The sequence below is a fragment of the Hymenobacter coalescens genome, assembly GCF_054783195.1.
Map to the genome: position 1 here is coordinate 14,162 of NZ_BAAGRA010000007.1, position 23,038 is coordinate 37,199.

19 protein-coding genes are annotated in these 23,038 nt (G+C 58.0%); 13 read left to right on the forward strand and 6 right to left on the reverse strand.

Annotated features, from left to right (window positions below):
• Window positions 1–69: 69 nt before the first annotated feature.
• From ACYVKQ_RS05640 to ACYVKQ_RS05650, 3 genes are all read right to left on the reverse strand, one after another.
• Window positions 70–630: a hypothetical protein gene (locus ACYVKQ_RS05640; protein ID WP_460576514.1), complete on the reverse strand. Its 561-nt coding sequence runs from the start codon at window positions 628–630 to the stop codon at window positions 70–72.
• Between the two features lie 34 nt (window positions 631–664).
• The gene (locus tag ACYVKQ_RS05645; RefSeq protein ID WP_460576516.1) at window positions 665–3,058 is read right to left on the reverse strand and encodes a TonB-dependent receptor; all 2,394 of its coding nucleotides are present in this window, start codon (window positions 3,056–3,058) and stop codon (window positions 665–667) included.
• Window positions 3,059–3,181: 123 nt separating this feature from the next.
• A complete protein-coding gene (locus ACYVKQ_RS05650) occupies window positions 3,182–3,523 on the reverse strand; it encodes a hypothetical protein (protein ID WP_460576518.1) in 342 nt (113 codons plus the stop codon).
• A 385-nt stretch (window positions 3,524–3,908) separates the two neighbouring features.
• Here ACYVKQ_RS05650 and ACYVKQ_RS05655 point away from each other — a divergent pair, with 385 nt between their 5' ends.
• The 3 genes from ACYVKQ_RS05655 to ACYVKQ_RS05665 all read left to right on the forward strand — a co-directional run bounded on the left by ACYVKQ_RS05655 (window position 3,909) and on the right by ACYVKQ_RS05665 (window position 7,560).
• Window positions 3,909–4,349 carry a hypothetical protein gene (locus ACYVKQ_RS05655; protein WP_460576519.1) on the forward strand — a complete coding sequence of 147 codons (441 nt, stop codon included), beginning with the start codon at window positions 3,909–3,911 and terminating at the stop codon, window positions 4,347–4,349.
• 192 nt (window positions 4,350–4,541) lie between these two features.
• Window positions 4,542–6,374, forward strand: coding sequence for a heat shock protein Hsp90 family protein (gene htpG, locus ACYVKQ_RS05660; protein WP_460576520.1), 1,833 nt, complete (start codon window positions 4,542–4,544; stop codon window positions 6,372–6,374).
• A 223-nt stretch (window positions 6,375–6,597) separates the two neighbouring features.
• The gene (locus ACYVKQ_RS05665; RefSeq protein WP_460576522.1) at window positions 6,598–7,560 is read left to right on the forward strand and encodes a toxin-antitoxin system YwqK family antitoxin; all 963 of its coding nucleotides are present in this window, start codon (window positions 6,598–6,600) and stop codon (window positions 7,558–7,560) included.
• Window positions 7,561–7,648: 88 nt separating this feature from the next.
• On the opposite strand, the gene ACYVKQ_RS05670 is transcribed toward ACYVKQ_RS05665, so the two are convergent.
• Window positions 7,649–8,002: a YraN family protein gene (locus ACYVKQ_RS05670; RefSeq protein WP_460576524.1), complete on the reverse strand. Its 354-nt coding sequence runs from the start codon at window positions 8,000–8,002 to the stop codon at window positions 7,649–7,651.
• A 141-nt stretch (window positions 8,003–8,143) separates the two neighbouring features.
• Between ACYVKQ_RS05670 and lipB the strand changes: the two genes are divergently transcribed.
• The 10 genes from lipB (at window position 8,144) to porN (ending at window position 18,541) form a co-directional block, all read left to right on the forward strand.
• Window positions 8,144–8,938: a lipoyl(octanoyl) transferase LipB gene (lipB, locus tag ACYVKQ_RS05675; RefSeq protein WP_460576526.1), complete on the forward strand. Its 795-nt coding sequence runs from the start codon at window positions 8,144–8,146 to the stop codon at window positions 8,936–8,938.
• Between the two features lie 60 nt (window positions 8,939–8,998).
• Complete coding sequence (locus tag ACYVKQ_RS05680; protein ID WP_460576528.1) at window positions 8,999–9,415, forward strand: hypothetical protein; 417 nt, start codon at window positions 8,999–9,001, stop codon at window positions 9,413–9,415.
• 54 nt (window positions 9,416–9,469) lie between these two features.
• Window positions 9,470–10,537: an MraY family glycosyltransferase gene (locus ACYVKQ_RS05685; RefSeq protein ID WP_460576530.1), complete on the forward strand. Its 1,068-nt coding sequence runs from the start codon at window positions 9,470–9,472 to the stop codon at window positions 10,535–10,537.
• Window positions 10,538–10,613: 76 nt separating this feature from the next.
• Window positions 10,614–11,687 carry a DUF4271 domain-containing protein gene (locus ACYVKQ_RS05690; RefSeq protein WP_460576532.1) on the forward strand — a complete coding sequence of 358 codons (1,074 nt, stop codon included), beginning with the start codon at window positions 10,614–10,616 and terminating at the stop codon, window positions 11,685–11,687.
• Window positions 11,688–11,757: 70 nt separating this feature from the next.
• The gene (locus tag ACYVKQ_RS05695; protein ID WP_460576534.1) at window positions 11,758–12,588 is read left to right on the forward strand and encodes a uroporphyrinogen-III synthase; all 831 of its coding nucleotides are present in this window, start codon (window positions 11,758–11,760) and stop codon (window positions 12,586–12,588) included.
• A gap of 159 nt (window positions 12,589–12,747) precedes the next feature.
• Window positions 12,748–13,737, forward strand: coding sequence for a PorP/SprF family type IX secretion system membrane protein (locus ACYVKQ_RS05700; protein WP_460576536.1), 990 nt, complete (start codon window positions 12,748–12,750; stop codon window positions 13,735–13,737).
• 233 nt (window positions 13,738–13,970) lie between these two features.
• A complete protein-coding gene (gene porK, locus ACYVKQ_RS05705; RefSeq protein ID WP_460576538.1) occupies window positions 13,971–14,987 on the forward strand; it encodes a T9SS ring complex lipoprotein PorK/GldK in 1,017 nt (338 codons plus the stop codon).
• Between the two features lie 74 nt (window positions 14,988–15,061).
• A complete protein-coding gene (gene porL / locus ACYVKQ_RS05710) occupies window positions 15,062–15,865 on the forward strand; it encodes a type IX secretion system motor protein PorL/GldL (protein WP_460576540.1) in 804 nt (267 codons plus the stop codon).
• Between the two features lie 66 nt (window positions 15,866–15,931).
• Window positions 15,932–17,515 carry a type IX secretion system motor protein PorM/GldM gene (gene porM / locus ACYVKQ_RS05715; RefSeq protein ID WP_460576541.1) on the forward strand — a complete coding sequence of 528 codons (1,584 nt, stop codon included), beginning with the start codon at window positions 15,932–15,934 and terminating at the stop codon, window positions 17,513–17,515.
• Window positions 17,516–17,563: 48 nt separating this feature from the next.
• Complete coding sequence (gene porN / locus ACYVKQ_RS05720; RefSeq protein ID WP_460576543.1) at window positions 17,564–18,541, forward strand: type IX secretion system ring subunit PorN/GldN; 978 nt, start codon at window positions 17,564–17,566, stop codon at window positions 18,539–18,541.
• 81 nt (window positions 18,542–18,622) lie between these two features.
• Here the strand turns inward: porN and uvrC are convergent, their stop codons facing one another.
• Window positions 18,623–20,443, reverse strand: a complete 1,821-nt coding sequence (gene uvrC, locus ACYVKQ_RS05725; protein WP_460576545.1) for an excinuclease ABC subunit UvrC — start codon at window positions 20,441–20,443, stop codon at window positions 18,623–18,625.
• Between the two features lie 164 nt (window positions 20,444–20,607).
• A complete protein-coding gene (locus tag ACYVKQ_RS05730; RefSeq protein WP_460576547.1) occupies window positions 20,608–22,947 on the reverse strand; it encodes a penicillin-binding protein 1A in 2,340 nt (779 codons plus the stop codon).
• Between the last annotated feature and the right edge of the window lie 91 nt (window positions 22,948–23,038).

The window sequence follows — 23,038 nt, forward strand, 5'->3', positions numbered from 1 at the left end:
TTCGCCCAGGGCGGCCTCCGCAGTGCTCTGCGGAAGCCGCCCCAAGCGGGGAGCAGCATTGGCGGGGGGTTACCGCACCGTCACGGGGAACGTCACCTCGGCGTCGGTGGAGCCGGGCTCGGGTTGGCCGTTTTTGGTGCCGGGCTGGTGCTTCAGAGTGACCTTGAGCGTGCCCGTGGCAGCGGCGGTGGTTACCACGCGCGTGGCGAGGCCCAACTCGCGGTTGTTCCCGTCGCGGTCGGTGCGCGTGATGGTGAGCAGGTTGGCCGGCGCGGGCACGTACACCACTAGGTGCTCATTGGCCTCGGCGCTAACTTCGGCGGTGATGTTGGCCGCCGGCGTCTTCGATTCGTCGAGAAAGGCTACTGCTCCGGTGTAGGTGGTATTGGCCGCCAGCGTGAGCGAACCAATGGTGGGCGCGTTGCCGCCGGCGCCGTCCAGGTCTTTGTACTCTACGATTACGGGCGTGCCGCCGCCGGCAGGCGTGAGCGTGTAGCGCACGGTGGTGATCAGCTCGTTCTCCTCTTCGGGCTCGGGGTCGTCGTCGTCGTTGCCGCAGCCGGCAAGGAAGACCATAGGCGTAGCGAGCAACAAGGCTGCCAGGAAGGGACGAAACAAAGGCTTTTTCATGAAGTGTGGGGTTGGAAAAATGTTGAATGAGAAATCAGTTGGTAGGCGCGGTCCGGCTGAAGTTCAGCGGCACGCGCAGGCGCAACGTCACGTTGCGGCCCTGGTCGTGGGCGAAGTAGCGGAAGCGGTTCAAGTACTCCCGGTAGCGGGTGTTGAGCAGGTTGGAGCCGGTCAGGCTCAGCTCCAGCGGCACGGCGCCCAGGCGCAGCGTCGTGCCCAGCTCAGCGCCGAGCAGGGCGTAGCCGGCCGGAGCGGGCTGCAGGTCGTACTCGGCGGCGGGCACCCGGGTCTGGCGCCGCACAGCCGTCACGCCCAGCTGCGCAAAAGGCTGGGCAAAACGGGTATTGCCAGTCCAGCTGCGCCGCGCCGAAGCCTCCAGGCGGTCGGCGGGCACGAAGACTAGGTAATCGTTGATGGCCAGGTTGCGGGCCCGGACCGCCGCGGCGCGGCCCGTCAGCAGCCAGCGCGGGGCCGGCGCGTAGGTCACCAGCAGGTCGACGCCCCGAAACACGGCGTCGGTCTGCTGGGTCCGCCAGAGCGGAAACACGCCCTGCACCGTCTGGTAGTCCCCACCGACCACCTGGTAGATGTAGCCGTCGATGAAGTTCTGGTACACGGTCAGCTCCCCGTTTAGGCGTGGGTTGGCGTGCAGCGTGGCGGTCAGCCCCAGGTTGTAGGAAGTTTCGGGGCTAAGAGGAGGCGTGCCGGCGGGCCGGCTCAGGTCGTAGCCCTCCTCGTAGATGGCGTTGTGCAGGCCCTGCGCCAGCCGCTCATTGGCCGCCGGTGCGCGCCGCACCAGCCCGGCATCGGCCCGCAGCGTCACGTGGGCTCCGGCCTCGAACACCGCTCCGGCCGAGGCCGCCGGCGTCCAGTAGCGGTAGCGCTGCCGGTCCACCAAGTAGCGCAGCGTATCGTCGGTTACCTGCCGGGCCAGGCGGCGCGTTTGCAGGTCGCGGCGGTCCAGGCGCAGACCCGCCTCCAGCAGCACGCGGCCGCGCTGCCACTGCTCGATGAGAAACGCCCCGCCTACGGTGTTGGTGTAGAACGGAATAAACTGCCGGCTGCCCGGCGCGTACCGGTTGCGCTGGTACGTGCCGCTCAGCCCCACGCTGCCCGAAAAGTTTCCCCAATGCGGGTGCTCCCACACCACATCGGCCGTGGTGGTGTAGTTCTGGTAGCTGAGCTGCGGACGGTTTTGGCGGCCCGCCGCGCTGCTGGCACGCACCACGTCATATTCGTCGCGGTAGTCCTGCTGCTGGGCCACGGTAGCCGTCAACCGGCTGCCGCGGCCGGTTTTTACGAAGCCCGTTAGCTTAGCCAGATCGTGCCGGATCTGCTGGTACGGCCGCCCGATGGCGTAGCCGAACGAGCCGTTGCCCACCGGCCGACCCCGGCTGATGGCGGCCTGCAGATCGGCCTGGGTTCCCACTACCGCCGCGCTCAGGATGCCCATGCGGGAGCTGAAGTGGCTGTAAAAGGCTTCCAGCCCGTATTGCGGCTTGCGCCAGCCGGCAGCCGCCGAAAAATTTCGTTCCCGGAAAGCCGTGTTGTCCAGCCAGTAGTCGGGCGTGCGGGTGTTGCCGGCCTGCTTCAGGGTGCCTTGGGCGCGCCAGCTCAGCGCCGGCAACTGGCGCAGGTTGCCCTCCACCGTTGCCGAAGCCGCACCCAGCCCGTTGTTTGACATGCCCACGAGGTTGAGCTCGGCGCCCACGCCGGCCGAGTCGCGCAGGGGGCGGGGCTGTACCAGCACCACCCCGCCTACCGCGTCGGAGCCGTAACGCACGCCGGCGGCGCCTTTCACCACGGTCAGCTCGGAGGCGATGAACGGATCAATTTCGGGCCCGTGCTCCTGGCCCCACTGCTGGCCTTCCTGGCGCACACCGTTGTTCATGATGGCCACCCGGTTGGAGTGCAGCCCGTGAATCACCGGCTTGAACACGCTGGGCCCGGTTTGAATAGCGGCGACGCCGGCAATCCGCTGCAGCGCTTCGCCCAGGACTTGGCCGCGCGTCGCCTGCAAGGCCTGTCCCGAGAGCGTACCGGTGGCCTGCGGCAGCGGCGTTACTACGCGCTCGGCCTGCACCACCGCCCCCCGCAGCCGAATGGTTTCGGGGTGCAGGGCAAAGTTGCGCACCGCCGCACCCGTGACGCGCAGCTCCGCCTCCTCCGCGTGGTAGCCAAGGAAATGAACCTGCACGCGGTACGTGCCAGCACAGACGTGGAAATGGAAATGGCCCTCCGAATCGGCTTGGGTGGCTTCCTGGCCCGGCAGCAATACCACCGTGGCTCCGGCCAGCCCCTCGCCCGATTCATGGTCCGTGACGCGGCCCGCCAAGGGCAGCAGGCACGTGCTCTGGGCAACCGCCGAAACGGCTACACCCCAGCACAGCCCCGCCCACAGCAGGACCGCCGCAAGGCGGAAACGCATGAAAATGAGGAAAACAGCTTGAGAGTAAGCCGGCTGCTCTCAGGGGCGCGGAGACGCGGTGCTCCGGGCGTTGCAGCCGACGTGGCCCGGACTACGCTTGGGCGCAGCCGGACTTACCAGAACTCAAGCTTGGGCCGGTGGCCCGCGCAGGCGCGCCGTGCCCGGCGCAGTACCGGCCCACACCGACTGCCGCGCATCGCCCTCGGGCTGCGCATACGTGTACACCACCGGCTCGAGGGTGAGTTCCGCCGAGGGCTGGAACGGCACGTCGAACAGGTGGTCGACGGGGCAGTGCTGGTGCTTGGTGGTCAGCACGGCTTTGTCGCCGCGGTGCCGGGGCAGATGCGCTTCCTCCTTCTCCGTGTGCTCGTGGCGGTGCAACGCCAGAATAGCCGACTCCGGCAGCAGCACCCGCACGAAGCAGAGCAGCAGGAAGGTGGCTATATGGGTGCGAAATGCGCGCATCGGGGAGGCTTAGGTGGGGCCAAGTACGAATATTACCGGAACTCGGCCAAGCGGAAGTAAAAAAACACGCTCCCCGCCGAATGGTTGCAGCGGCAACGCCGGACCGGGGCTCGTGCGTATCAGGAAGGAGTTTGTTCCCGTCACCTTACCCATTCCCACCCATGAAACGTCTGCTACTCCGCACCCTTTACCAACTGGCCCGCCAGTTTCGCCCCCGCCAGAACACTCCCCCGGCGCCCCCTTCCGAAACGTTGTTTATCTAAAGCAGCCTTCGGCCAGCAAGTCTGGGCGTTGGGCCAGCACCAGCGGTTGTTAGTCAATTAGTTGAGCATCGGAATCGGCACGACTTTTTCTTCGTGTCGTTAACCTTTATTGTTCTCGGCTGATGAACACGCCTTATTTCGACTCGCTGGTCTTGTTTCACGACCCCAACCTGCGCCTGCTGTATCACCGTTGGCGTGGGCACTACAACATGCACCGCTTCCAAGCGGCCGCGGAGTATGTGCAAGGCTGGCTGCGGCAGTACCACGTGGAATCTTGGATCGTGGATCTGAACGACTTGCCCAATCTGGGCTTGGAAGAGCAGGCGTGGATCAGCGACGAGCTGGTGCCGAGCGTGGCGCCGCTCACGGCGCTGCGGCAGCTGGCGCTGGTACTCAGCCCTAACGTGTACAACCAGCTGACCGTCGAAAGCCTGCTGCACAGCTACGGCGGTCGGCTGGGCTTTGAGGTGCAATTCTTTGCTGATGCGCCCGCGGCTTTCGAATGGCTCATCAACCCGACTTCCGTAGCGGCTACTCCTTTCCCGGCGCTGCTGAGCGCCTAAGCAGGAGGGCGTAAGCGGCATTTTTGGCCGGCATCTACCTTGCCGAAGCGTCGAAGCCTGTCAGGCTGGCAGCGCCGGACCCGCCTGTGCTAAGTGGAACACGATTTGACTCCGGTGCCCCGGCCCGGCTGCTCCCAGGGCGGCCGGGCCGTTTTGTCTGTTCCACGTTCTACTTTTCTACCCGTACCCGCCATGCAGGAAACCGGCAGCATCTCGATTCACACCGAGAATATCTTCCCCATCATCAAGAAATTCCTGTACTCCGACCACGAGATTTTCCTCCGGGAACTGGTCTCGAACGCCGTCGATGCCACGCAGAAGCTGAAAAGCCTTGCGCAGCTGGGCGAGTATCAGGGCGAAGCCGGGGAGCTGAAAGTGACGGTCAGCGTCGACAAGGACAAACGCACCATCACGGTGTCGGACCGCGGCATCGGCATGACCGCGGAGGAGATTAAGAAGTACATCAACCAGATTGCCTTCTCCGGGGCCACCGAGTTCGTGGAGAAGTACAAGGACAAGGACGCTGCCGCGAAAGATCAGATTATCGGGCAGTTCGGCCTGGGCTTCTACTCGGCCTTCATGGTGGCTAAGGAGGTGGAAATCTTCTCCAAGAGCTACAAGCCCGACACCGAAGCGGCCCGCTGGATCTGCGACGGTAGCACCGAGTTTACCCTCGAAACCACCGACAAGGCCGAGCGCGGCACCGACGTGGTGCTGCACGTGGCCGAGGATTCCGACGAGTTCTTGGAGCCCCAGCGCCTGCGCGGCATCCTGGAGAAGTACTGCAAGTTTCTGCCCGTCGAAATCGAGTTCGAAGGCCAGATCATCAACCAGACGCAGCCGCTTTGGACCAAGCAGCCCGCTGACCTCACCGACGAGGACTACACCAACTTCTACCAGACGCTGTACCCGTTCTCGGAGCCGCCGCTGTTCTGGATTCACCTCAATGTGGACTACCCCTTCAACCTGACGGGCATCCTGTACTTCCCGAAGGTGAAGGACGAGCTGCAGCTGCAGCGCAACAAGATTCAGCTCTACTCGCGCCAGGTGTTTATCACCGACGAGGTGAAGGACGTGGTGCCCGAATTCCTGATGCTGCTCCACGGCGTGCTCGATTCGCCCGATATTCCGCTGAACGTGTCGCGCAGCTTCCTGCAGGCCGATGCCAACGTGCGGAAAATCAATCAGTACGTGACGAAGAAGGTGGCCGACAAGCTGGCCGAAATCTTCCGCAAGGACCGCGCGTCGTTCGAGGAGAAGTGGTCGGACATCGGCCTGTTCATCAAGTACGGCATGCTATCGGACGAGAAGTTCTACGACCGCGCCAAGGACTTCGCCCTGCTGCAGAACGTCGACAAGAAGTTCTCGACCCTGAATGAGTACAAGGAGCTGGTGCAGGCCAACCAGGTGGACAAGAACGGCCAGACCGTGCTGCTCTACACCACCGACGCCGAAGCCCAGCACGCCTACGTGGTGGCGGCCCAGGAGCGCGGCTACGATGTGCTGAACTTCAACGGTCCGCTCGACTCCCACTTCATCGGACAGCTGGAGCAGAAGTTGGAGAAAACCACCTTTAAGCGCGTGGACGCCGAAACCATCAGCAAGCTCATTGAAAAGGAAGAGACGACCGAGAGCGTGCTGTCGGATGACGAGAAAACCAAGCTGCAGGAGCTGTTTGCCAAGGCCATTAGCAACCCCACCATGCACGTGCAGGTAGAGGCCCTCTCGCCCCAGGACGCGCCGGTCATCATCACCCTGCCCGAATTCATGCGCCGCATGAAGGACATGCAGCGCGTGGGTGGTGGCGGCGGCATGGCTATGTTCGGCTCGTTGCCCGATAGCTATACCGTAAGCGTCAACGCCAACAGCGCCGTGGCCCAGCGTGTGCTCAAGGCCGACGACGAGGCGGCCACCAAGCTGGCCAAGCAGGCCTTCGACCTGGCCTTGCTGGCCCAAGGCATGCTGAAGGGCGAGGCCCTGACGCAGTTCGTGAAGCGCAGCGCCGAGCTGCTGGCCGCCGAGTAAGCGGTAAATAGGGAATTGGTGGAATGGGTAGTGGCGTTTTTACGGCACTCTTCAGCACCAAAGTGAAGTGGACGGTCCCGGCAGCTTTGGTTGCCGGGACCGTTTGCGCATTTAGGATTTATCGAACGTCAACTCGCCAGTTCACTATTTCTCCATCTCACCGCCGGGCACTATCCAGCCCTATATTTACGTTTCGCTCCCCAGAACCCTGCCTGATTTGCTAATGCGTCCGTTCCGTCTGTCGCCCACGCTGTTGCTGCTGCCGCTCATGCTGCTCGGTGCCTGCGCCAAGAAAACGGTTTCCTTCAACAGCAAGCCCGAGGTCAAGCTTTTGGCCGCGGGCCGCGACACCGTCGGCATTGCCCGCGATACGACCAACGCGCCTTCGCTAAGCACAGCCAAGAAGCTGAGCAAGGAGGAAGAGCGCAAAGCCCTGGAAAAGGAGAAGGCCGCTCAGCGCAAGGCTACCACCAAGAAGAAGAAAAGCATCTTCATGGGGGAGCGGATCAAGAAAGGCTACACCAAATCGGGCGCTAAGAGCCGCAATCAGATCATTGAGGTGTTTTACTACCTGAAGACACCCAAGCAGCCCAATCCTTACGCCCCGATGAAATGGCTGTTTAATCCGGCCAAAAAACGTTTGGAGAAGACGGCGACCATGGCCGAAATCGACCTGAGCAAGTACAAGGTGCTGCACGGACCCTACAAAAAGATGCAGGGCGGCAAGGTGGTGGAAACCGGGTTTTACTACATCGGCACCAAGCACCTGCGCTGGGAGCGGTTCAACAAGGATAACATTCTGCTCAGCAAGGTGCACTACGAGCAGGGCTTCCCGCGCGACGCCAACATCAGCTATTACGACGGCGGCCACACCATGATCAAGGAAGTGGTGCCCTACATGGATGGCAAGCTCGAGGGCGAGTACATCAGCTTCAAAAACGACGGCCAGCCCGATTGGTCGGGCCAGTTTGAGAATGGCCGCAAAGTGGGTACTTGGACCAAGTACTGGGGGTTCCGCAACCGCCGGCACTACGAATACGAGTACGGCGAATCCGGGTACGAGCCGGAAACAGAGCCCGTGCTAGTCAAGGAGTATAACCGCAACGGTGTCCTCATCTACGAAAAGGACAAGCTCGACAAGCGCGAAGCCGACGCGCGCAGCACGGCTCAGCCGAGACGGAACTGATTGTTAATGGGCGGAAGGTAAAATGTGGGCAATGTGAAAATGCCGCTGGTATTCTCCCGTTGTCCACATTTTACCTTCCGCGCATTTCCTAAAACGCATCCTCGAACAGCTCAATCCGAAAGCCTTGGGAGTTGGGCGTCAGCGCCAGGATATCGAAGCGAATGTCGCCTTGCCAGTCGCGGAGGATGATGAACTGCTCGGCGGCCCGCCGGATGCGTTGCTGCTGGGCCGGCGTGACAAACTCCTCCGGGTAGCCGTAGCGTAAATCAGTGCGCACCTTTACTTCCACGAAGATCAGGCGCGGCGGGGCGGCCTCCTGCACAATCAGATCAACCTCGGCGCGGCCGTGGCGGAAATTGCGCGCAGCCACCGTGCAGCGGCGGGCCTGGTAAAAGTCGACAGCGGCTTGCTCACCGGCGGCGCCAAGGGTAGGGGAGTGCATAAGCAGCAAGGTACAGCGGCAGAAACTACTGCTTTTGGCGCAACGACCCGCCTGCAAGCACACCCAGCCTAGGCCAGCTTAGCTGCCCACCCAACCCGAGCCCGCCGCCGATGGTTAGGGTTTCGTAATTTTGCCCCGCTTATGGAAATCGACTTGTTCTCCGCCTGCGTGCAGCCCGCCGCTGCGCCTGCCCCCGTGGCCATTCCCGCAGCAGCGGCTACCAACCGCCGCGTGCAGGTGCAGCGCCTGGGCCGCGTGGCCTACGGGCCCACCTGGGACCTGCAGGAAGAGTTGCTGGCAGCCACCGTGGCCATCAAAACCCGCAACCGCTTGGCTGAAACCAGCGGCGCGGCTCCTGAAGCAACGCCTAACCATTTGCTGCTGTGTGAGCACCCGCCGGTGTACACGCTCGGCAAAAGTGGGAAGCCCGAGCATTTGCTGCTGGATGAAGCAGGGTTGGCAGCCCACGGCGCCACCTTCCACCGCATCAACCGCGGCGGCGACATTACTTACCACGGGCCCGGGCAACTCGTCGGCTACCCCATCCTCGACCTCGACAACTTCCGGCCGGATATCCACTGGTACCTGCGCACCCTCGAAGAAGCAGTCATCCGTCTGCTCGCCGGGTACGGCCTGACGGCGGGGCGTATTGCAGGCCTGACCGGCGTGTGGCTGGACTTCGAGGAGGGTGCGCCGAACCCACGTAAGATCTGCGCCATGGGCGTCAAGTGCAGCCGCTGGGTGACTATGCATGGTTTTGCCCTGAATGTCAACACCGACCTGGCCTATTTCGGCCACATCGTGCCCTGCGGCATCACCGACAAGGCCGTCACCTCGCTGGCGCAGGAACTGGGGCGCGAGGTACCGCTGCGCGAAGTGGAAGACCGGCTGCTGCCGCTACTGGCCAAACTCCTGGAAGCTGAAATCGTTGAATAATCCTCGGAAGGGCTGCTTCCTGGTTCGCTAGCTCATCTACCCTGCCCCAAGCAGCATTGCATGAAAGAAGACATCAACTTTGACCCGGTTGAAGGCGTAGCCGTCGCCATTGTACCTGAGGATGCCGCCGCTGTGGAAGCTGGTAAGCCCGGCTGGCTCGTGTACCTGCTCAACCATAACCGTTTTGCCCTGCAGAACGTCATTGTCAGCTCCAACGGCTACGGTCTAGATGCCGAAGGCCATGCCGTACGCACTTCCACGTTGCGCCACCACTTCCCGGAGGTGGCCCCGCAGTCGGCTGTGCCCCTGGAGCCCATCGACCCGGCCCTGTTTCACCTCAACAACCAGTACTGGGTCAGCTACTACCGCGACAGCCAGATCTTCGACAAGAAGTTCATTTTCGTGCCCGACTCCATCGTGCCCGACAACCTGATTCCCATTGGCCTGCTGGGCCGTGAAGGCATCTTGCACAGCTAGCGTCGTCTGGCTTCGCCCGTAGTTCCGTACCTTTACCCGTCTCACTACCGACATATGACTCCTAACGGCGTGGAACTGGGGCTGGCCTTCTTGTGGGCGTTTCTGGTGGCCCTCTTTGCGGTGCCCTCCGTGACCTACATTGCCCATTTGAAGAACATGCTCGATCTGCCCAACAAGCGGACCGTGCATGCCGTGCTTACGCCGCGCCTCGGCGGGGTCGCCATCTTTGCCGGTTTCATGTCGGCCCTTACCATCTTTGCTGACCTCGGCAACGGTATTCAGCAGCTACTGGCCGGTTGCATCGTGTTGTTCTTTGTCGGGCTGAAGGACGATTTGGTGTCTATTTCGCCCGCTAAAAAGCTCGTGGGGCAGCTGCTGGCTACCGGTATTGTCATGTTCATGGCCGATATCCGCATTACCAGCTTTCAGGGCATCATGGGCATTCATGAGCTGCCCATCGGCATCAGCTACGCCTTTACGTTCTTGGCCATTGCGGGCATCACCAACGCCATCAACCTAATCGACGGGTTGGACGGGCTGGCGGGCTCCATTGTCATCATCATTGTCAGCACATTCGGCTACTACTTCTTCCGCTACGGCGGTCAGGCCTTCAGCAACTACGTGTTCGTGTCGGTGTGCGTAATCGGTGGAATGCTGGGCTTTCTACGCTACAACTTTCATAAGGCTACCATCTTTATGGGCGACACCGGGTCGTTGTTGTGCGGCTTCATCGTATCGGTGCTCACCATTCAGTTTATTGAGATGGGCGTACATACCAACCTGCCCTTCGACTCCGCCAACCCTTCCGTGGCAGTAGGCATTCTGTTTGTGCCCCTGTTTGACACGATTCGCGTATTCACCGTCCGGGTGCTGAACGGTACCTCGCCCTTCACCCCCGATAAAAACCACATTCACCACCGCATTTTGGCCATGGGCTTCCAGCAGATCAGCACCGTACTGCTGCTCGCGCTGCTCAACTTGGTGGTGGTCTTGTTTGTCATCAACTTCGCCGAGCAGGGCAATACCATTCTGATTGTGGCGCTGCTCGCTTTTTCGTTGCTGCTGAGTGTATTCCTGGGGACGTACCGGAGCCGTAGCGCCCAACAGCGGGTGGCTTCGTAAAGCCTGCTGCTGGCTGGCAGTTTGGTTATGCCTGCTTGGACTGGCCTCCAGCGCGCAGGCCGTTGAATACCGCCCATTGCCGCCAGCCGCTCCCCTTGGGTTGAGCAGCGAATGGCTGATCTACGTACCCGGCAATAATAAGCTGGTTCTGTACCTGCCGCGATACCATGCACCTGCCCGGGCTTATTACCAGTGGGTAAATATCCATCCCGGGCAGCCCTTCCGCATCACGTTTGCGGCCCGGGAGGGGTTGGCATTGTTTCTCGACAACCAGTTGGTATTTCGGGCCCCCAGCACAGCCAACTACACGCTGGACTTGGCTGCCTTGGTCTCGCCGCGCACCAAGAACACCACGCATTTGCTGTGCGTATGGCATGCCGAGCAGTCGCCAAACTATAATTCCTTTGCCAACGCCGCACAGGTTAAGGCTGGTCCTGCTCAGGCCACTAAAAGCTGGCAGCCACAAATGCGCCTTTCCGGGCACGAGGGCGAGAATATCTTTTTGTGTTTCCTGTTGTTGATCGGCTTGCTATACGGTGGCATCCGCACCATCTATCGACCAGGTTTTGCGCGTATTTACGAGCTTTGGAGCAATGCGCCGGGCGAGCAGAATTTCTTGTCGCGTCCCACCATTACCTGGCTTAATCTGCTGCTGATTCTAATCTTTTCGCTTTCGTTGGGCCTTTTGATGGTTGCCATTCACACGAATGTGGAAAGCTTGATCATCCTGCGGCAGCTCTTTGCTGTCTCCGAATCTGCTTTGGTATTACGTGTGCTCACGTATGCCATTTTGGTAGCAGCCTTCGTTTTTCTGAAGGTAGTATACCTCTCTTTAATGGGATACATCTTTAACGTGTCCTCACTGGTCTTGGTTCAGTACAGAGAGTTCGTGCGTAGTTTATTGTTTATGGGCTTATTCCTGCCCGTCGTCATGCTATTGTATTTGGTGTTGAATCAGACCTGGCCTGCTGGCGTGTTATGGCTTTCCAACGGGGTGGTTTCGTTGATGTTACTGGCCACAGCCTTCCGAGTAGCCCGTACGCTGCACCGGCGTGCCTCCCTCCTGAATCTGCATTTGTTTTCTTACCTTTGCGCCACTGAAATCATCCCCTTGACCGTGCTGCTCAAATTGTTGGTAATTACCTACTGAGAAGCACTAGTTTTAGGGGCCTCACTTGTAGTGCCCCTTCGTATCGCTTAGTTTTTACTTTCCTTCTCTTATGGCTGAGAGCACAGACAAGCCGGGCACCGGTCGGCACGCCAAGCGCATTCGCAGCATCTTGGTGACGCAGCCTAAGCCGGCCAACGACGTGTCGCCGTATTTTGCCATTGCCGAGAAATACGGCATCAAGGTAGATTTTCGCGAATTCATCCAAGTCGAACCGGTTTCCTACAAAGATTTCCGGAAGGAGAAGGTTAACATCGCGGAGCACACGGCCATCATTTTTACCAGCCGTAATGCCGTAGACCACTTCTTTCGCATTTGCCAAGAAGCCAAGCTGGAAATGCCGGCAGAGATGAAGTATTTCTGTATCTCGGAACAAACAGCCAACTACTTGCAGAAATACATTGTGCTGCGTAAGCGCAAGCTCTTCATCGGGCAGCGTACGGCCGCCGATCTATTCGATGTCATCAAAAAGCATAAGGGTGAGAAGTTTCTCTATCCTTGCTCCGACATCCGCAAAGACGACATTCCCGAGTTTATGCGGGCCAACGGCTTCAAGTTCACCGAAGCTGTTATCTACCGCACTGTCGCCAGCGACCTGTCCGACCTGTCGGATGTGAAATACGATTGCTTGGCATTTTTTAGTCCCTCCGGCATCAGTTCGCTCTTCATCAACTTCCCAGACTTTGTGCAGGAAGGCACGCGTATCGCAGCTTTTGGGCCTACCACTGCTAAGGCAGTGCGCGATGCAGGCTTAGAACTTGATATCGAAGCTCCTCAGCCTAACGCTCCTTCTATGACCGGTGCCATTGAAGCGTACATCCGGTACCACCATGGCGCCGAAATAGCCAAAGAGCAAGCGCGCAACAATAAGCAGAAAGCATAAAGGCTAGAAAATCAGGCGTTAAACAAGTGGCAGGCATATAATTATGCCTGCCACTTGTTTTTTTTACGGGATTTGTTGCGGGTTGATTTTTCTATACATTTGAAAAACTTACGCTGACCCACCCATCAACCGTAACCACCCACCTCTCAGTCGCTTCCTATGAAGGGAAATCTACTTGCCACCTTACTGTTCACAGCAGTGGCCGGCTCAGCTGTTGCCCAACAACAGCCGCAGTTCAGTCACTATGCCTTCAATGGCATGTATTTAAACCCTGCCTATGCCGGTGTCAAGGGGCAGGGAGAAATTACATCATTGGTTCGCAATCAATACTTTAACTATAAAGGCTTTGATCCGAACGGCGATGAGCAGGTAGGCATGTTAAGTCTGTCCCTGCCGGTTCGCGTTATCGGTGGTGGGGTTGGCGTAAACATCTACCGTAACATCATTGCCGAGTCGAAAATTACCACGGCGTCTTTGTCCTATTCCAAGCACCTCAAAGTAGGCGAAGAGGGTACACTGGGCTTAGGGGTACAAGGGATTTTTCACAACCTGAACAAGGGGCAATACCGCGCTGTCGATCCAGAAGACCCGAACGTGCCTTACAATAGCAGCGACCGTAAAGTGGAAGCGGGCGTTGGTGTGTGGTACGAGTCGCCTCGTTGGTACGCTGGTGTTAGCGTTAACAACCTTTTGCGTTCGGAGTTTCAGTTTCAGACGCGCGAAGGCGGTAAAACCGCCAAGAGCACAGCCGAAAACCACGCCTACGTCAGCGTGGGGTACAACTTTGATCTGACGGATGAGGTTGTTCTGACGCCTACGGCTATCGGTAAGCTGGTGATGCCGGGCAAATTCGGCGACAGCAAAAAGTTTTCGTTTGATAACAACTCTTTTGAAGCGGGCCTACGAGCTACGTTTAACGATCGGTTCTGGGGTGGCGTAGGCTATCGTTACGACGAATCCCTGACCGGCATGCTTGGCGGCTCTGTGCTGAAAGATAATGCGTTGCGGATTGGCTACGCATTTGATTGGATTGCATTTAATCAGGATGCCCGGGCATTTAGCTCGCATGAGATTATGCTTTCCTACCGCTTGCCCAAGCCTGGGCTGGCTGTGCGCCCTGCCATTCGTACTCCGCGCTACAGCTTCTAAGTAGCCGGAACCGACGATAATTTCCAGGGATTCCAAGCTTTGCAAGCAGGATTTTGGCGTCCGTGTAATAACTCGGGCCCCCTCTGCGTTTGACGGGTTGGCTAACCAATTCGTAGACAAACGAATGGGGTTTAGCCAAATGCTTGTTTGCGAAAAGCATTGTCGCTAAATTTGCCAAGCGCAAAATTGTAATCTTTGGGTATCGCCGCCTGAACAGTCACTTTCACCCTCACATGAACAAGTTTCTTGGTTTGCCCCTCATCGCCTCCGCGGCCTTGATGTTGGGGGCTTGCAGCTTCGGCAAAGGCCCCCAGGGTGACCTGGTAGGAGCTCAGGACCGACCGGAATTCAACCCGCAGGAAGTTCCCTTCGGGATGGTTCCTTGCCCCGGTGGCACGTTCCACATGGGCCAGACTGACGAAGACATTGCTGCTTCGATGGTCAACATGAACAAGCAGGTAACCATCGCCGGCTTCTACATGGACGAGACGGAAATCACGAATAACGAGTACCGTCAGTTCATGAACGCCGTTCTGCAGGATTCGGTTGACGTGCTGGGGCAGGAATATATCATGACCGAGCTCTATCCCGATACAACGGTATGGGTACGCGACTTCACCTACCACATGGGTGACCCGCTGATGGAGTACTACTACAGCCACCCGGCCTTCGACGATTACCCGGTGGTAGGCGTTGACTGGTTTGCGGCTAAGTATTTCTGCAACTGGCGCACGAAGAACAAGAACGCGGCAGCTGCAGAAGAAGGACTTGCTGGTGTACCGGGCTTTCGCCTGCCTTCGGAGGCAGAGTGGGAGTACGCGGCCCGCGGTGGCCGTGAGTTGGCGACATTCCCTTGGGGCGGTCCTTACCTGCGCAACACTAAAGGCTGCATGTTAGCGAACTTTAAGCCGGGCCGTGGGGATTATGCCTCCGACGGTTATGCTTATACCTCGCCGGTAGGGGCGTACTTCCCTAATGACTTCGGCCTGTACGACATGTCTGGCAACGTATCGGAATGGTGCGATGACGCTTACATGGAGTCGTCGATGCCGGTAGTATGGGACATGAACCCGACCAACCCCGACGATAACGAACCACGCAAAGTGGTACGCGGCGGATCGTGGAAGGACATTGCTTACTACCTCGAAACCGGTACCCGCAACTTTGAATACCAAGATTCGGCCCGCTCTTACATTGGCTTCCGCTGCGCGCTGATCCAGATTGGTATGGGCACCAATAACAGCCTGTAAAGCACCCAAGGGGAATCATCTCCCTTTTTCTCTAGTCAACCCTCACACCCACTTTCTTCTCATTTCATCACATCATGGCAGCTAAAGGGAGCGTATTCTACGACAAAATCATGCCGATGATTTACGGCATCGGTGCTGCGGTCGTAATCGTTGGGGCATTGTTCAAGATTGAGCACTGGCCGGGGGCCGATATTATGTTGATCGTGGGGCTTAGCGTTGAAGCTTTCATCTTCTTGATGAGCGCCTTCCAGCCGCAGCACAAGGAGCCGGATTGGGCGCTTGTATATCCCCAGCTGTCGGAAGGCTACGACCCTTCGACTGACAGCAATTCGTTTGCCGCTGACAACTCGAGCAAAGGCCTGACCCGCAAGCTCGACGACATGCTGAAAGACGCCAACGTAACCCCCGACGCTATTAAGTCGCTGGGTGAAGGTCTGAACCGTCTGAGCACTACAACTGCTCAACTGGGTACTCTAGGCGACGCTACTAATGCTACCGATGAGTACACCCAGCGCGTGCGCTCGGCTGCTCAGTCGCTTGATAATATCAACGTGGCCTACAAACAGACCGCGGAAGCCATGTCGGCCATGTCAGCTGCTACCTCTGATGCTAAAGAGTACCACCTGCAGGTTCAGAACGTGACCAAGAACTTGGGCGCACTGAATGCGGTGTACGAGATGGAACTGCAGGATGCTAATACGCACCTGAAGTCCATGAACAAGTTCTACGGCACGCTGAGCCAGGCAATGGAAAACTTGGTAAGCGCAGGCAAAGACACGGAGCAGTTTAAAGACGAGGTGGCCAAGCTGACGGTCAATCTGAACTCGCTCAACCGCGTGTACGGCAATATGCTGAACGCTATGCGTGCCACCAGCTAATTGCTGGTTGTAACAGGCATTGGTTCTCAACATCCACCCAGGTCTCTTTATTAGGAATCAATAACAATGGCGGGAGGTAAAGAAACACCGCGGCAAAAGATGATCGGCATGATGTACTTGGTACTGACTGCTCTTCTGGCGCTGCAAGTAAACTCCGCAATTCTGCTCAAATTCAAGTTCCTCGACGACAGCCTGTCGAACATCAACCAAAAGGTGTCCAAGGCTAACGAGGGTGCCGTAAAAGGCATTCAGGCGCAAGTCGAGAAGAACCGCAACCTGCCCAAAGACGTGGCAGTGCTGAAGCAGGGCGAGGAAGTGCGTGAGAAAACCAAGCAGGTAATCTCTTACCTGCAGGATGTACGCGACAAGCTGCTGGCCGCTACTGAGAATACCAAAGGCGGTAGCGCATACAAGAACATGAGCATGGAGGACAAGGTGGCTATCACCATGCTTGGTCCTTCGAAGAACGGTTTGGCTTACAAAATGAAGGACGAGCTGAACAGCTACTCGAACTTCATCAAAGGCTTTGTGCCGAATGCCGCTCCTCTGGCGCTGGACGCCAAGGAAGATCCGGGTGTAACCGAACAGTCGCAAAAGAGCAAAAACTTCGCTGAGCTGAACTTTGAAAACACTCCGCTGGTAGCGGCTCTGGCCGTGCTGTCGCAGAAAGAAGCGGAAGTACTGAAGTACGAATCCGATGCTCTGTCGGAGCTTTCGAAGAAAGTCGGTGCTGAAGCCATCATCTTCGATAAGATCGGAGCTTTCGCCAGCGCCGAATCCAACACGGTAGCAGCTGGTACCAAGTACAAAGCTGAGCTGTTCCTGACGGCTTCGGCCACGGGCATGAAGCCGGTAATGACGCTGAATGGCTCGCCGTTGCAGGTAGGCCCGGACGGCAAAGGCAAGATTGAGTTCACGGCTACTCCTGGCGCATTTGATGCTTCGGGTAACGCTAAGAAAACCTGGACGGGTACGGTGCGCATCCGCAATAACGGCCGCGACACGACGTTCAAGGTGACAGTTCCCTACGTGGTTACCAAACCCGTCATGCAAATCCAATCTGCTTCGGTGCAGGCACTGTACTTCAAGTGCGGCAACAAGCTGACGGTATCGGTTCCCGCATTGGGTGCTAATTACAAGCCAGGCTTCTCAGCTTCGGGTGCCACGGTTATCCAGGGCGGCAAACTGGGCGAAGTAACGCTCGTGCCGAACTCGGGTGAAGTAACTCTGAATGTAAGCAGCGGTGGCAATGCCATCGGCTCGCAAACCTTCAAAGTGCGTCCGATTCCTAAGCCCGACATTAAGTGCGTAGTCGGTGGCCGCGAAGCCAACGAGCGTCAGGGCACGCCAATTACGGCCGTGCGTAACCTGAGCCTGAAGGCGGTACCGGATCAAGGCTTTGCCAACTTCCTGCCCGAAGATGCTCGCTACCGTGTAACGCGCTACGAAGTGACGCTGGTACGCGGCCGTCGCCCGGCTCTGCAGACGATGACCATCGATGGGCCGGATGCTAACCTGACCAACGTGGTTAACGCCGCACGTGAAGGTGACCGTCTGTACATCGAGGTGAAGGAAGTGCGTCGCATGAACTTCCGCGGTGAGCAGGAAGAGGTGCGCATGACGAAGCAGTTCAACGTGCCGCTGCTCTAATCCTTACAGTTGTTGAACCAACTAGCTGCCTTTTTTCCTTTCCCTCACATGAACAAGTACACTTCCTTTGCCGCGCTGGCGGTTGGTCTGACGTTGTCGGTATCGGCGTCGGCTCAGGAACAAGCTACTACGGCTAGTAGCAACGGCTCCTACCGTCCTATTCCGAGCTCTGACATCATGTTCCGCAAGACGGTATGGCGTCAGGTGGACCTGCGTGAAAAGCAGAACAAGCCCATGTTCTCGGAAGGCAAGGAGATTACCCGGGTGATTATGGACGCCGTGAAGCGGGGTGAGCTGCAAGCTTACCGCAACGATTCGCTGACGACCACTTACAGCCCTGATGAGGTAAAAAACAACGGGTCATACGCTGAACAAAACCAAGGACTCACGGACGAGGAGAAAGCAGCCGGTCTGAAGGAAGACGATGGTGGCTGGGGCGGTGGCGGTGGTGACGCGTGGGGTTCCACGGGCACCAAGTCGGCTGCTAAAACCGAACGTCGTCCGAAATTGGGTGCCAATGGCAAGCCGCTGAAGGACAAGAAAGGCAAGATCATCTACGAAACCGTAGCTGTTGCCCCTCCCAAGCCTGCTGCGCCGCCGAGCTATGAGTACCGCCCGAAGGATCTGTACCAGCTGGAATTGAAGGAGGATATGATTTTCGACAAGAAGCGGTCGAGAATGTATCACGACATCAAAACCATCACGCTGGTGGTACCGGCTACGGCTCCCGGCAATACGGCTGGTATCGACAAGCCCATCGGTACGTTCAAGTACAGCGACCTGGTGCGCGTTTTCCGCGCCAACCCGGATAAGGCCATCTGGTTTAACCCCCAGAATGACGCCCAGCACAAGAACCTCGCTGATGCTTTCGAGCTGTGGCTGTTCAACTCCTACATCGTGAAGGTATCGAACCCCGGCGACCAGCGCTTGGACGAAATCTACGGTGACCAGCGTCAAGGTATCCTGGCAGCTTCGCAAGCCGCTTCGGACCTGATCGACTACGAGTACAGCCTCTGGAGCTTCTAAGAAGTCCCGAACGATTATCTATAACAAAAAAACCCTTGCCACTACCGGCAAGGGTTTTTTGTTTAGCGGATTTGATCAAGCTTAGTCTTTCGATTTACCTTGCTCCTGTGAACTGAAATAGTCCAGGAGCACCTTGGCTTTGGCTTTGCCTATTTCTGCAACCAGTTCGGCCTGGGTCAGTTCTTTGATCTTTTTTACCGACTTAAACTTGTTGAGGAGCTTATCAGCTGTCACCGGGCCTAGTCCTTTGACGTCGGTGAGTTCCGTCTTAAGCGTGGCCGCGTCGCGGCGGGAGCGGTGAAATGTGATGCCGAAGCGGTGTGCTTCATCGCGCATGCGCTGGATAAGGCGCAACGTTTCACTCTTCTTATCGATGTAAAGCGGCAGCGGGTCGTTGGGGACATAGATTTCCTCCAGGCGCTTGGCAATGCCAATGATGGGAATCTGACCCCACAGGCCAAGGTCTTTTAGAGCCTTGACGCCCATGCCCAGTTGGCCTTTGCCGCCGTCGACAATGACGAGCTGAGGCAGGCTCGCGCCTTCATCCAATAGCCGCCGGTAGCGGCGGGTGACGATTTCGTACATCGAATCAAAATCGTTCGGGCCGACCACCGTCTTGATGTGGAAATGGCGGTAGTCCTTTTTGCTGGCTTTGGCGTTGCGAAAGCACACCATAGCAGCTACCGGATTATCACCTTGAAAATTTGAGTTGTCGAAGCACTCAATGTGGCGCGGCAGCTCTTTTAGGTGCAGGTCCTTCTTTACCGTTTCCAGAATGCGCACTTCGTTGACATCCTTGGCTTTTTCGTTCATCGACTCCTTCTCCTTGCGCAGGTAAAGGACGTTTTTGATCGAGAGGTTAAGCAGCTTGCGCTTGTCGCCAATTTCAGGTACTGCCACCTTCACACCAGGTAAGGGAAGGTCGGGCAGCTCCACATTTACCAGAATTTCGCGCGACTCACTTTCAAACTCCTGCCGCAATTGCATGACCATGGGAGCCAGGATTTCCGGGTCGGTTTCATCCAGCTTCTTCTGTACCTCCAAAGACTGCGTCTGAATGATGGAGCCATTCATCACTTTGAGGTAGTTGATGAACGCCGACTTCTCGTTTGAGGCGATGCTGAATACGTCGATGTTGGACAGCGAAGGATTGACGATGGTGCTCTTCGCCTGAAAGTCGTCGAGCTTGTCGAGCTTGACCTTAAACTGGTGGGCCAATTCGTACTGCTGGTCGGCTGCCGCCTGCATCATACGGTCCTTGAAGTAGCCCTTGGCCACGGTGAGGTTGCCGGAAAGAATGTTGCGGATCTGCTGGATGTGGTGATTGTAGCTTTCCTCGTCGATCAGATCCTGGCAAGGACCCTTACAATTGCCGATGTGGTACTCCAGGCAAACCTTGTACTTGCCGGCAGCCACGTTTTCGGGCGTCAGGTTGTACGTACAGGTGCGAAGCGGATATAGGGCCCGGATGAGCTCCAGAATGACGTTCAGGCCCGTGCCAGTGGCGTACGGACCGTAGTAGCGCGAACCGTTGTTGATCTTGTTGCGCGTCGGCAGCACCCGCGGGAAACGCTCGTTGGTAATGCAGATGAATGGATACGTCTTTCCATCCTTGAGCAGGATATTGTACTTGGGCTGGTGTTGCTTGATCAGGTTGTTTTCCAGCAGGAAGGCGTCCGACTCCGAATCAACAATGGTGAATTCGATGCGGTGGATGTTCTTGACCAGCTGCTGGGTTTTCTTATTGTGGTCCTGCTTGGTGAAGTAGCTGCTGACGCGCTTCCGGATGTCCACGGCCTTACCGACGTAGATGATGGTATCCTCCACGTCAAAGTACTTGTAAATGCCCGGGCGGTGCGGCAGTTGGCGAATCTGGTCTTGCAGGTGGGCTTGGGCAGCCATAGAAAAGTCGGTAACGAAACGAAGTCAGCTCGGGAATTAAACTAGCAAAACAACGGCGGGGTTGGCAGAATTCAACCCGAACGACCCATTCACCAAAAAGCCCGGCCCCGGCTGCTGAGCAACCGGGGCCGGGAACGATGGGCCGCCGCAGGAGCGCAGATCGGCTAGATGTCCTCCTGGTCTATGTCCTGCAGATCTACCTGATTGAGCTTCTGCTCGTAGGGAATCGTATCGCGCTGACCGCCGTAGTAGCGCGAGCAGTCGATTTCGATGCTTAGCGGCTGCTGCGGCTTGGGAAACTCGCCGGTGCTGATGCCGATTTCCTTGTTGTTCTTGTACACCTGCTTCATGAAGATGCCGTAGATGGGCAGCGCGAGGCGCGAGCCTTGCCCGTACGCCCCGGTGCGGAAGTGGATGCTGCGGTCTTCGCCGCCGACCCACATACCGCACACCAAGTCGGGCGTAAGGCCCATAAACCAAGCATCGGAGTAGTTGGAAGTGGTACCGGTCTTGCCGGCCATCTGATAAGGAAACTTGAAGCCCCCGCGCAGGATGATGCTGGTACCGCCCTTCTCTTCCACGGCGCCTCGCATCATATAGGTCATCAGGTAAGCCGTTTCCTCGCTTAGTGCTTCCTTGGTCTGCGGTACAAATTCCCGGAGCACGTTGCCGTTCTTGTCTTCGATGCGCGTGACCATCATGGGAGCAGTCCATACACCTTTGTTGACGAAAGTGCTGTAGGCGCCGGCCAACTCGTAGATGCTTACATCAGAGGACCCGAAGCCCACGGCGGGCACCGCTTCGATGGGGGAGGTAATGCCCAGGCGCTTGGCGTAGGCCACTACCGTTTCCGGCCCGAGCTTCTGCACCAGCCACGCCGTGATGGAGTTCATGGATCGGGCCAGGGCCTGCCGCAGTGTGAAAGTGCGGCCCGAGAAGCCGCCCTCGAAGTTTTTGGGCGTGTAAGCCGCGCGACCCGCTACGGCCGGGAAGGTGGTGGCCACGTCGGGGCGCTGGTAGCAGGGCGAGTACCCTTGGTCGATGGCGGCCACGTACACGAAGGGCTTGAACGTGGAGCCCGGCTGGCGCTTGCCCTGCTTGACGTGGTCGTACTTGATGTACTTGAAGTTGATGCCGCCTACCCAGGCCTTGACCTGCCCGTTGAGCGGATTCATGGCCATAAACCCGGCGTGAAGCAGACGCTTGTAGTAGGCCAAGGAGTCCATCGGGGACATGAGTACTTCCTTTTCGCCACCCTTCCAGGTAAACACTTTCATCTTGTACTTCTTGTTCAGGTAGTACTTGACGGAGTCGGGGTCGTCGGGGAAGCGGGCCTGCAGAGCCCGGTACCGCTCGGTACGCTTGATGGAGGTGCTCAGGAAGTTCGGAATAAGCTTGCCATTCTCGTCGCGCCAGGGCTGCTGACCCTTCCAGTGCGCGTCAAACCAACGCTGCTGCAGGCTCATGTGGTCGGCCACGGCCGTTTCGGCATACTTCTGCATGCGCGAATCGATGGTGGTGTAAATTTTCAGCCCATCGGCGTACAGGTCGTGGTCGGTTTCCTTGGCCCACTCGCGCAGCATTTTGCTGACCTCCACCCGGAAGTAGGGCGCGATGCCCTCGTTTTGGTTCTCGACTTTGTAATCGAGCTTGATGGGGCGGGCCACGGCGGCGGCATAGGCCGGCTCATCGATGTAGCCATACTTGCGCATTTGGCTGAGTACCCAGTCGCGGCGGCGCTTGCTGCGCTCGGGGTTGCGCACCGGATTAAACCACGACGGCCCGTTGACCAAGCCCACCAGCAGCGCCGATTCTTCCAGCTTCAGGTTCTGGGGCTTCTTGTTGAAGAAGGTCTTGGAGGCCGTGAAAATCCCGTAGGCGTTGGAGCCGTATTCCGCCGTATTGAGGTACATGCGCAGGATTTCGCGCTTGGTGTAGTTGCGCTCCAGCCGCACCGCCAAAATCCACTCCTTCGTCTTATTGATGAGCATGCGCAGGCCGGGCACATCGTTCAGGCGGCCGTCGTTCAGGTCCTCGCGGGTACGAAACAGCAGCTTGGCCAATTGCTGCGTCAGGGTGCTGGAGCCGCGCCGAACGTTGCCCTGGATGGCATAGTAGGGAATAGCCGCCATGCCTTTCAGGTCAATGCCCGAGTGGTCTTCGAAGCGGATGTCTTCGGTGGCAATAAGCGCATCGATGAGTTGCTGCGGCAGCTCTTCGTAGGCAACCGGCGTCCGGTTTTCCCGGAAGTATTTTCCCATTAGCGCCCCGTCGGCCGAGTAGACCTCGGAGGCAATTTCGCTTTTGGGATTCTCCAGGGTTTTGAGGTTCGGCATGCTCCCGAACAGGTTCAGGAAGTTGATGCTGACGGCCAGGATGTAGAGTATACTGCCCAGTACGCCGGCTCCGAACAGTACCCACAGCGTGCGGGCCAGAGCGGAGAAGCGTTCAGGGCGGTTGGGCTTGGCCCGGAAAGAAGGTTTAGGCCGCGAAACGGTAGGCATTGGGCGAATGGAAAACTAATAATTGAGAATCAGCAATTGGCCTTCAGTTACTTAAGTGCCAATAGCACATGTCGCCCGACCAATTCGCAGC

Bases quoted from the DNA above. Each gene is read 5' to 3' on its own strand.
- ACYVKQ_RS05640 (WP_460576514.1), bottom strand. From the start codon at position 630: ATGAAAAAGCCTTTGTTTCGTCCCTTCCTGGCAGCCTTGTTGCTCGCT.
- ACYVKQ_RS05645 (WP_460576516.1), bottom strand. From the start codon at position 3,058: ATGCGTTTCCGCCTTGCGGCGGTCCTGCTGTGGGCGGGGCTGTGCTGG.
- ACYVKQ_RS05650 (WP_460576518.1), bottom strand. From the start codon at position 3,523: ATGCGCGCATTTCGCACCCATATAGCCACCTTCCTGCTGCTCTGCTTC.
- ACYVKQ_RS05655 (WP_460576519.1), top strand. From the start codon at position 3,909: ATGAACACGCCTTATTTCGACTCGCTGGTCTTGTTTCACGACCCCAAC.
- htpG (WP_460576520.1), top strand. From the start codon at position 4,542: ATGCAGGAAACCGGCAGCATCTCGATTCACACCGAGAATATCTTCCCC.
- ACYVKQ_RS05665 (WP_460576522.1), top strand. From the start codon at position 6,598: ATGCGTCCGTTCCGTCTGTCGCCCACGCTGTTGCTGCTGCCGCTCATG.
- ACYVKQ_RS05670 (WP_460576524.1), bottom strand. From the start codon at position 8,002: ATGCACTCCCCTACCCTTGGCGCCGCCGGTGAGCAAGCCGCTGTCGAC.
- lipB (WP_460576526.1), top strand. From the start codon at position 8,144: ATGGAAATCGACTTGTTCTCCGCCTGCGTGCAGCCCGCCGCTGCGCCT.
- ACYVKQ_RS05680 (WP_460576528.1), top strand. From the start codon at position 8,999: ATGAAAGAAGACATCAACTTTGACCCGGTTGAAGGCGTAGCCGTCGCC.
- ACYVKQ_RS05685 (WP_460576530.1), top strand. From the start codon at position 9,470: ATGACTCCTAACGGCGTGGAACTGGGGCTGGCCTTCTTGTGGGCGTTT.
- ACYVKQ_RS05695 (WP_460576534.1), top strand. From the start codon at position 11,758: ATGGCTGAGAGCACAGACAAGCCGGGCACCGGTCGGCACGCCAAGCGC.
- ACYVKQ_RS05700 (WP_460576536.1), top strand. From the start codon at position 12,748: ATGAAGGGAAATCTACTTGCCACCTTACTGTTCACAGCAGTGGCCGGC.
- porK (WP_460576538.1), top strand. From the start codon at position 13,971: ATGAACAAGTTTCTTGGTTTGCCCCTCATCGCCTCCGCGGCCTTGATG.
- porL (WP_460576540.1), top strand. From the start codon at position 15,062: ATGGCAGCTAAAGGGAGCGTATTCTACGACAAAATCATGCCGATGATT.
- porM (WP_460576541.1), top strand. From the start codon at position 15,932: ATGGCGGGAGGTAAAGAAACACCGCGGCAAAAGATGATCGGCATGATG.
- porN (WP_460576543.1), top strand. From the start codon at position 17,564: ATGAACAAGTACACTTCCTTTGCCGCGCTGGCGGTTGGTCTGACGTTG.
- uvrC (WP_460576545.1), bottom strand. From the start codon at position 20,443: ATGGCTGCCCAAGCCCACCTGCAAGACCAGATTCGCCAACTGCCGCAC.
- ACYVKQ_RS05730 (WP_460576547.1), bottom strand. From the start codon at position 22,947: ATGCCTACCGTTTCGCGGCCTAAACCTTCTTTCCGGGCCAAGCCCAAC.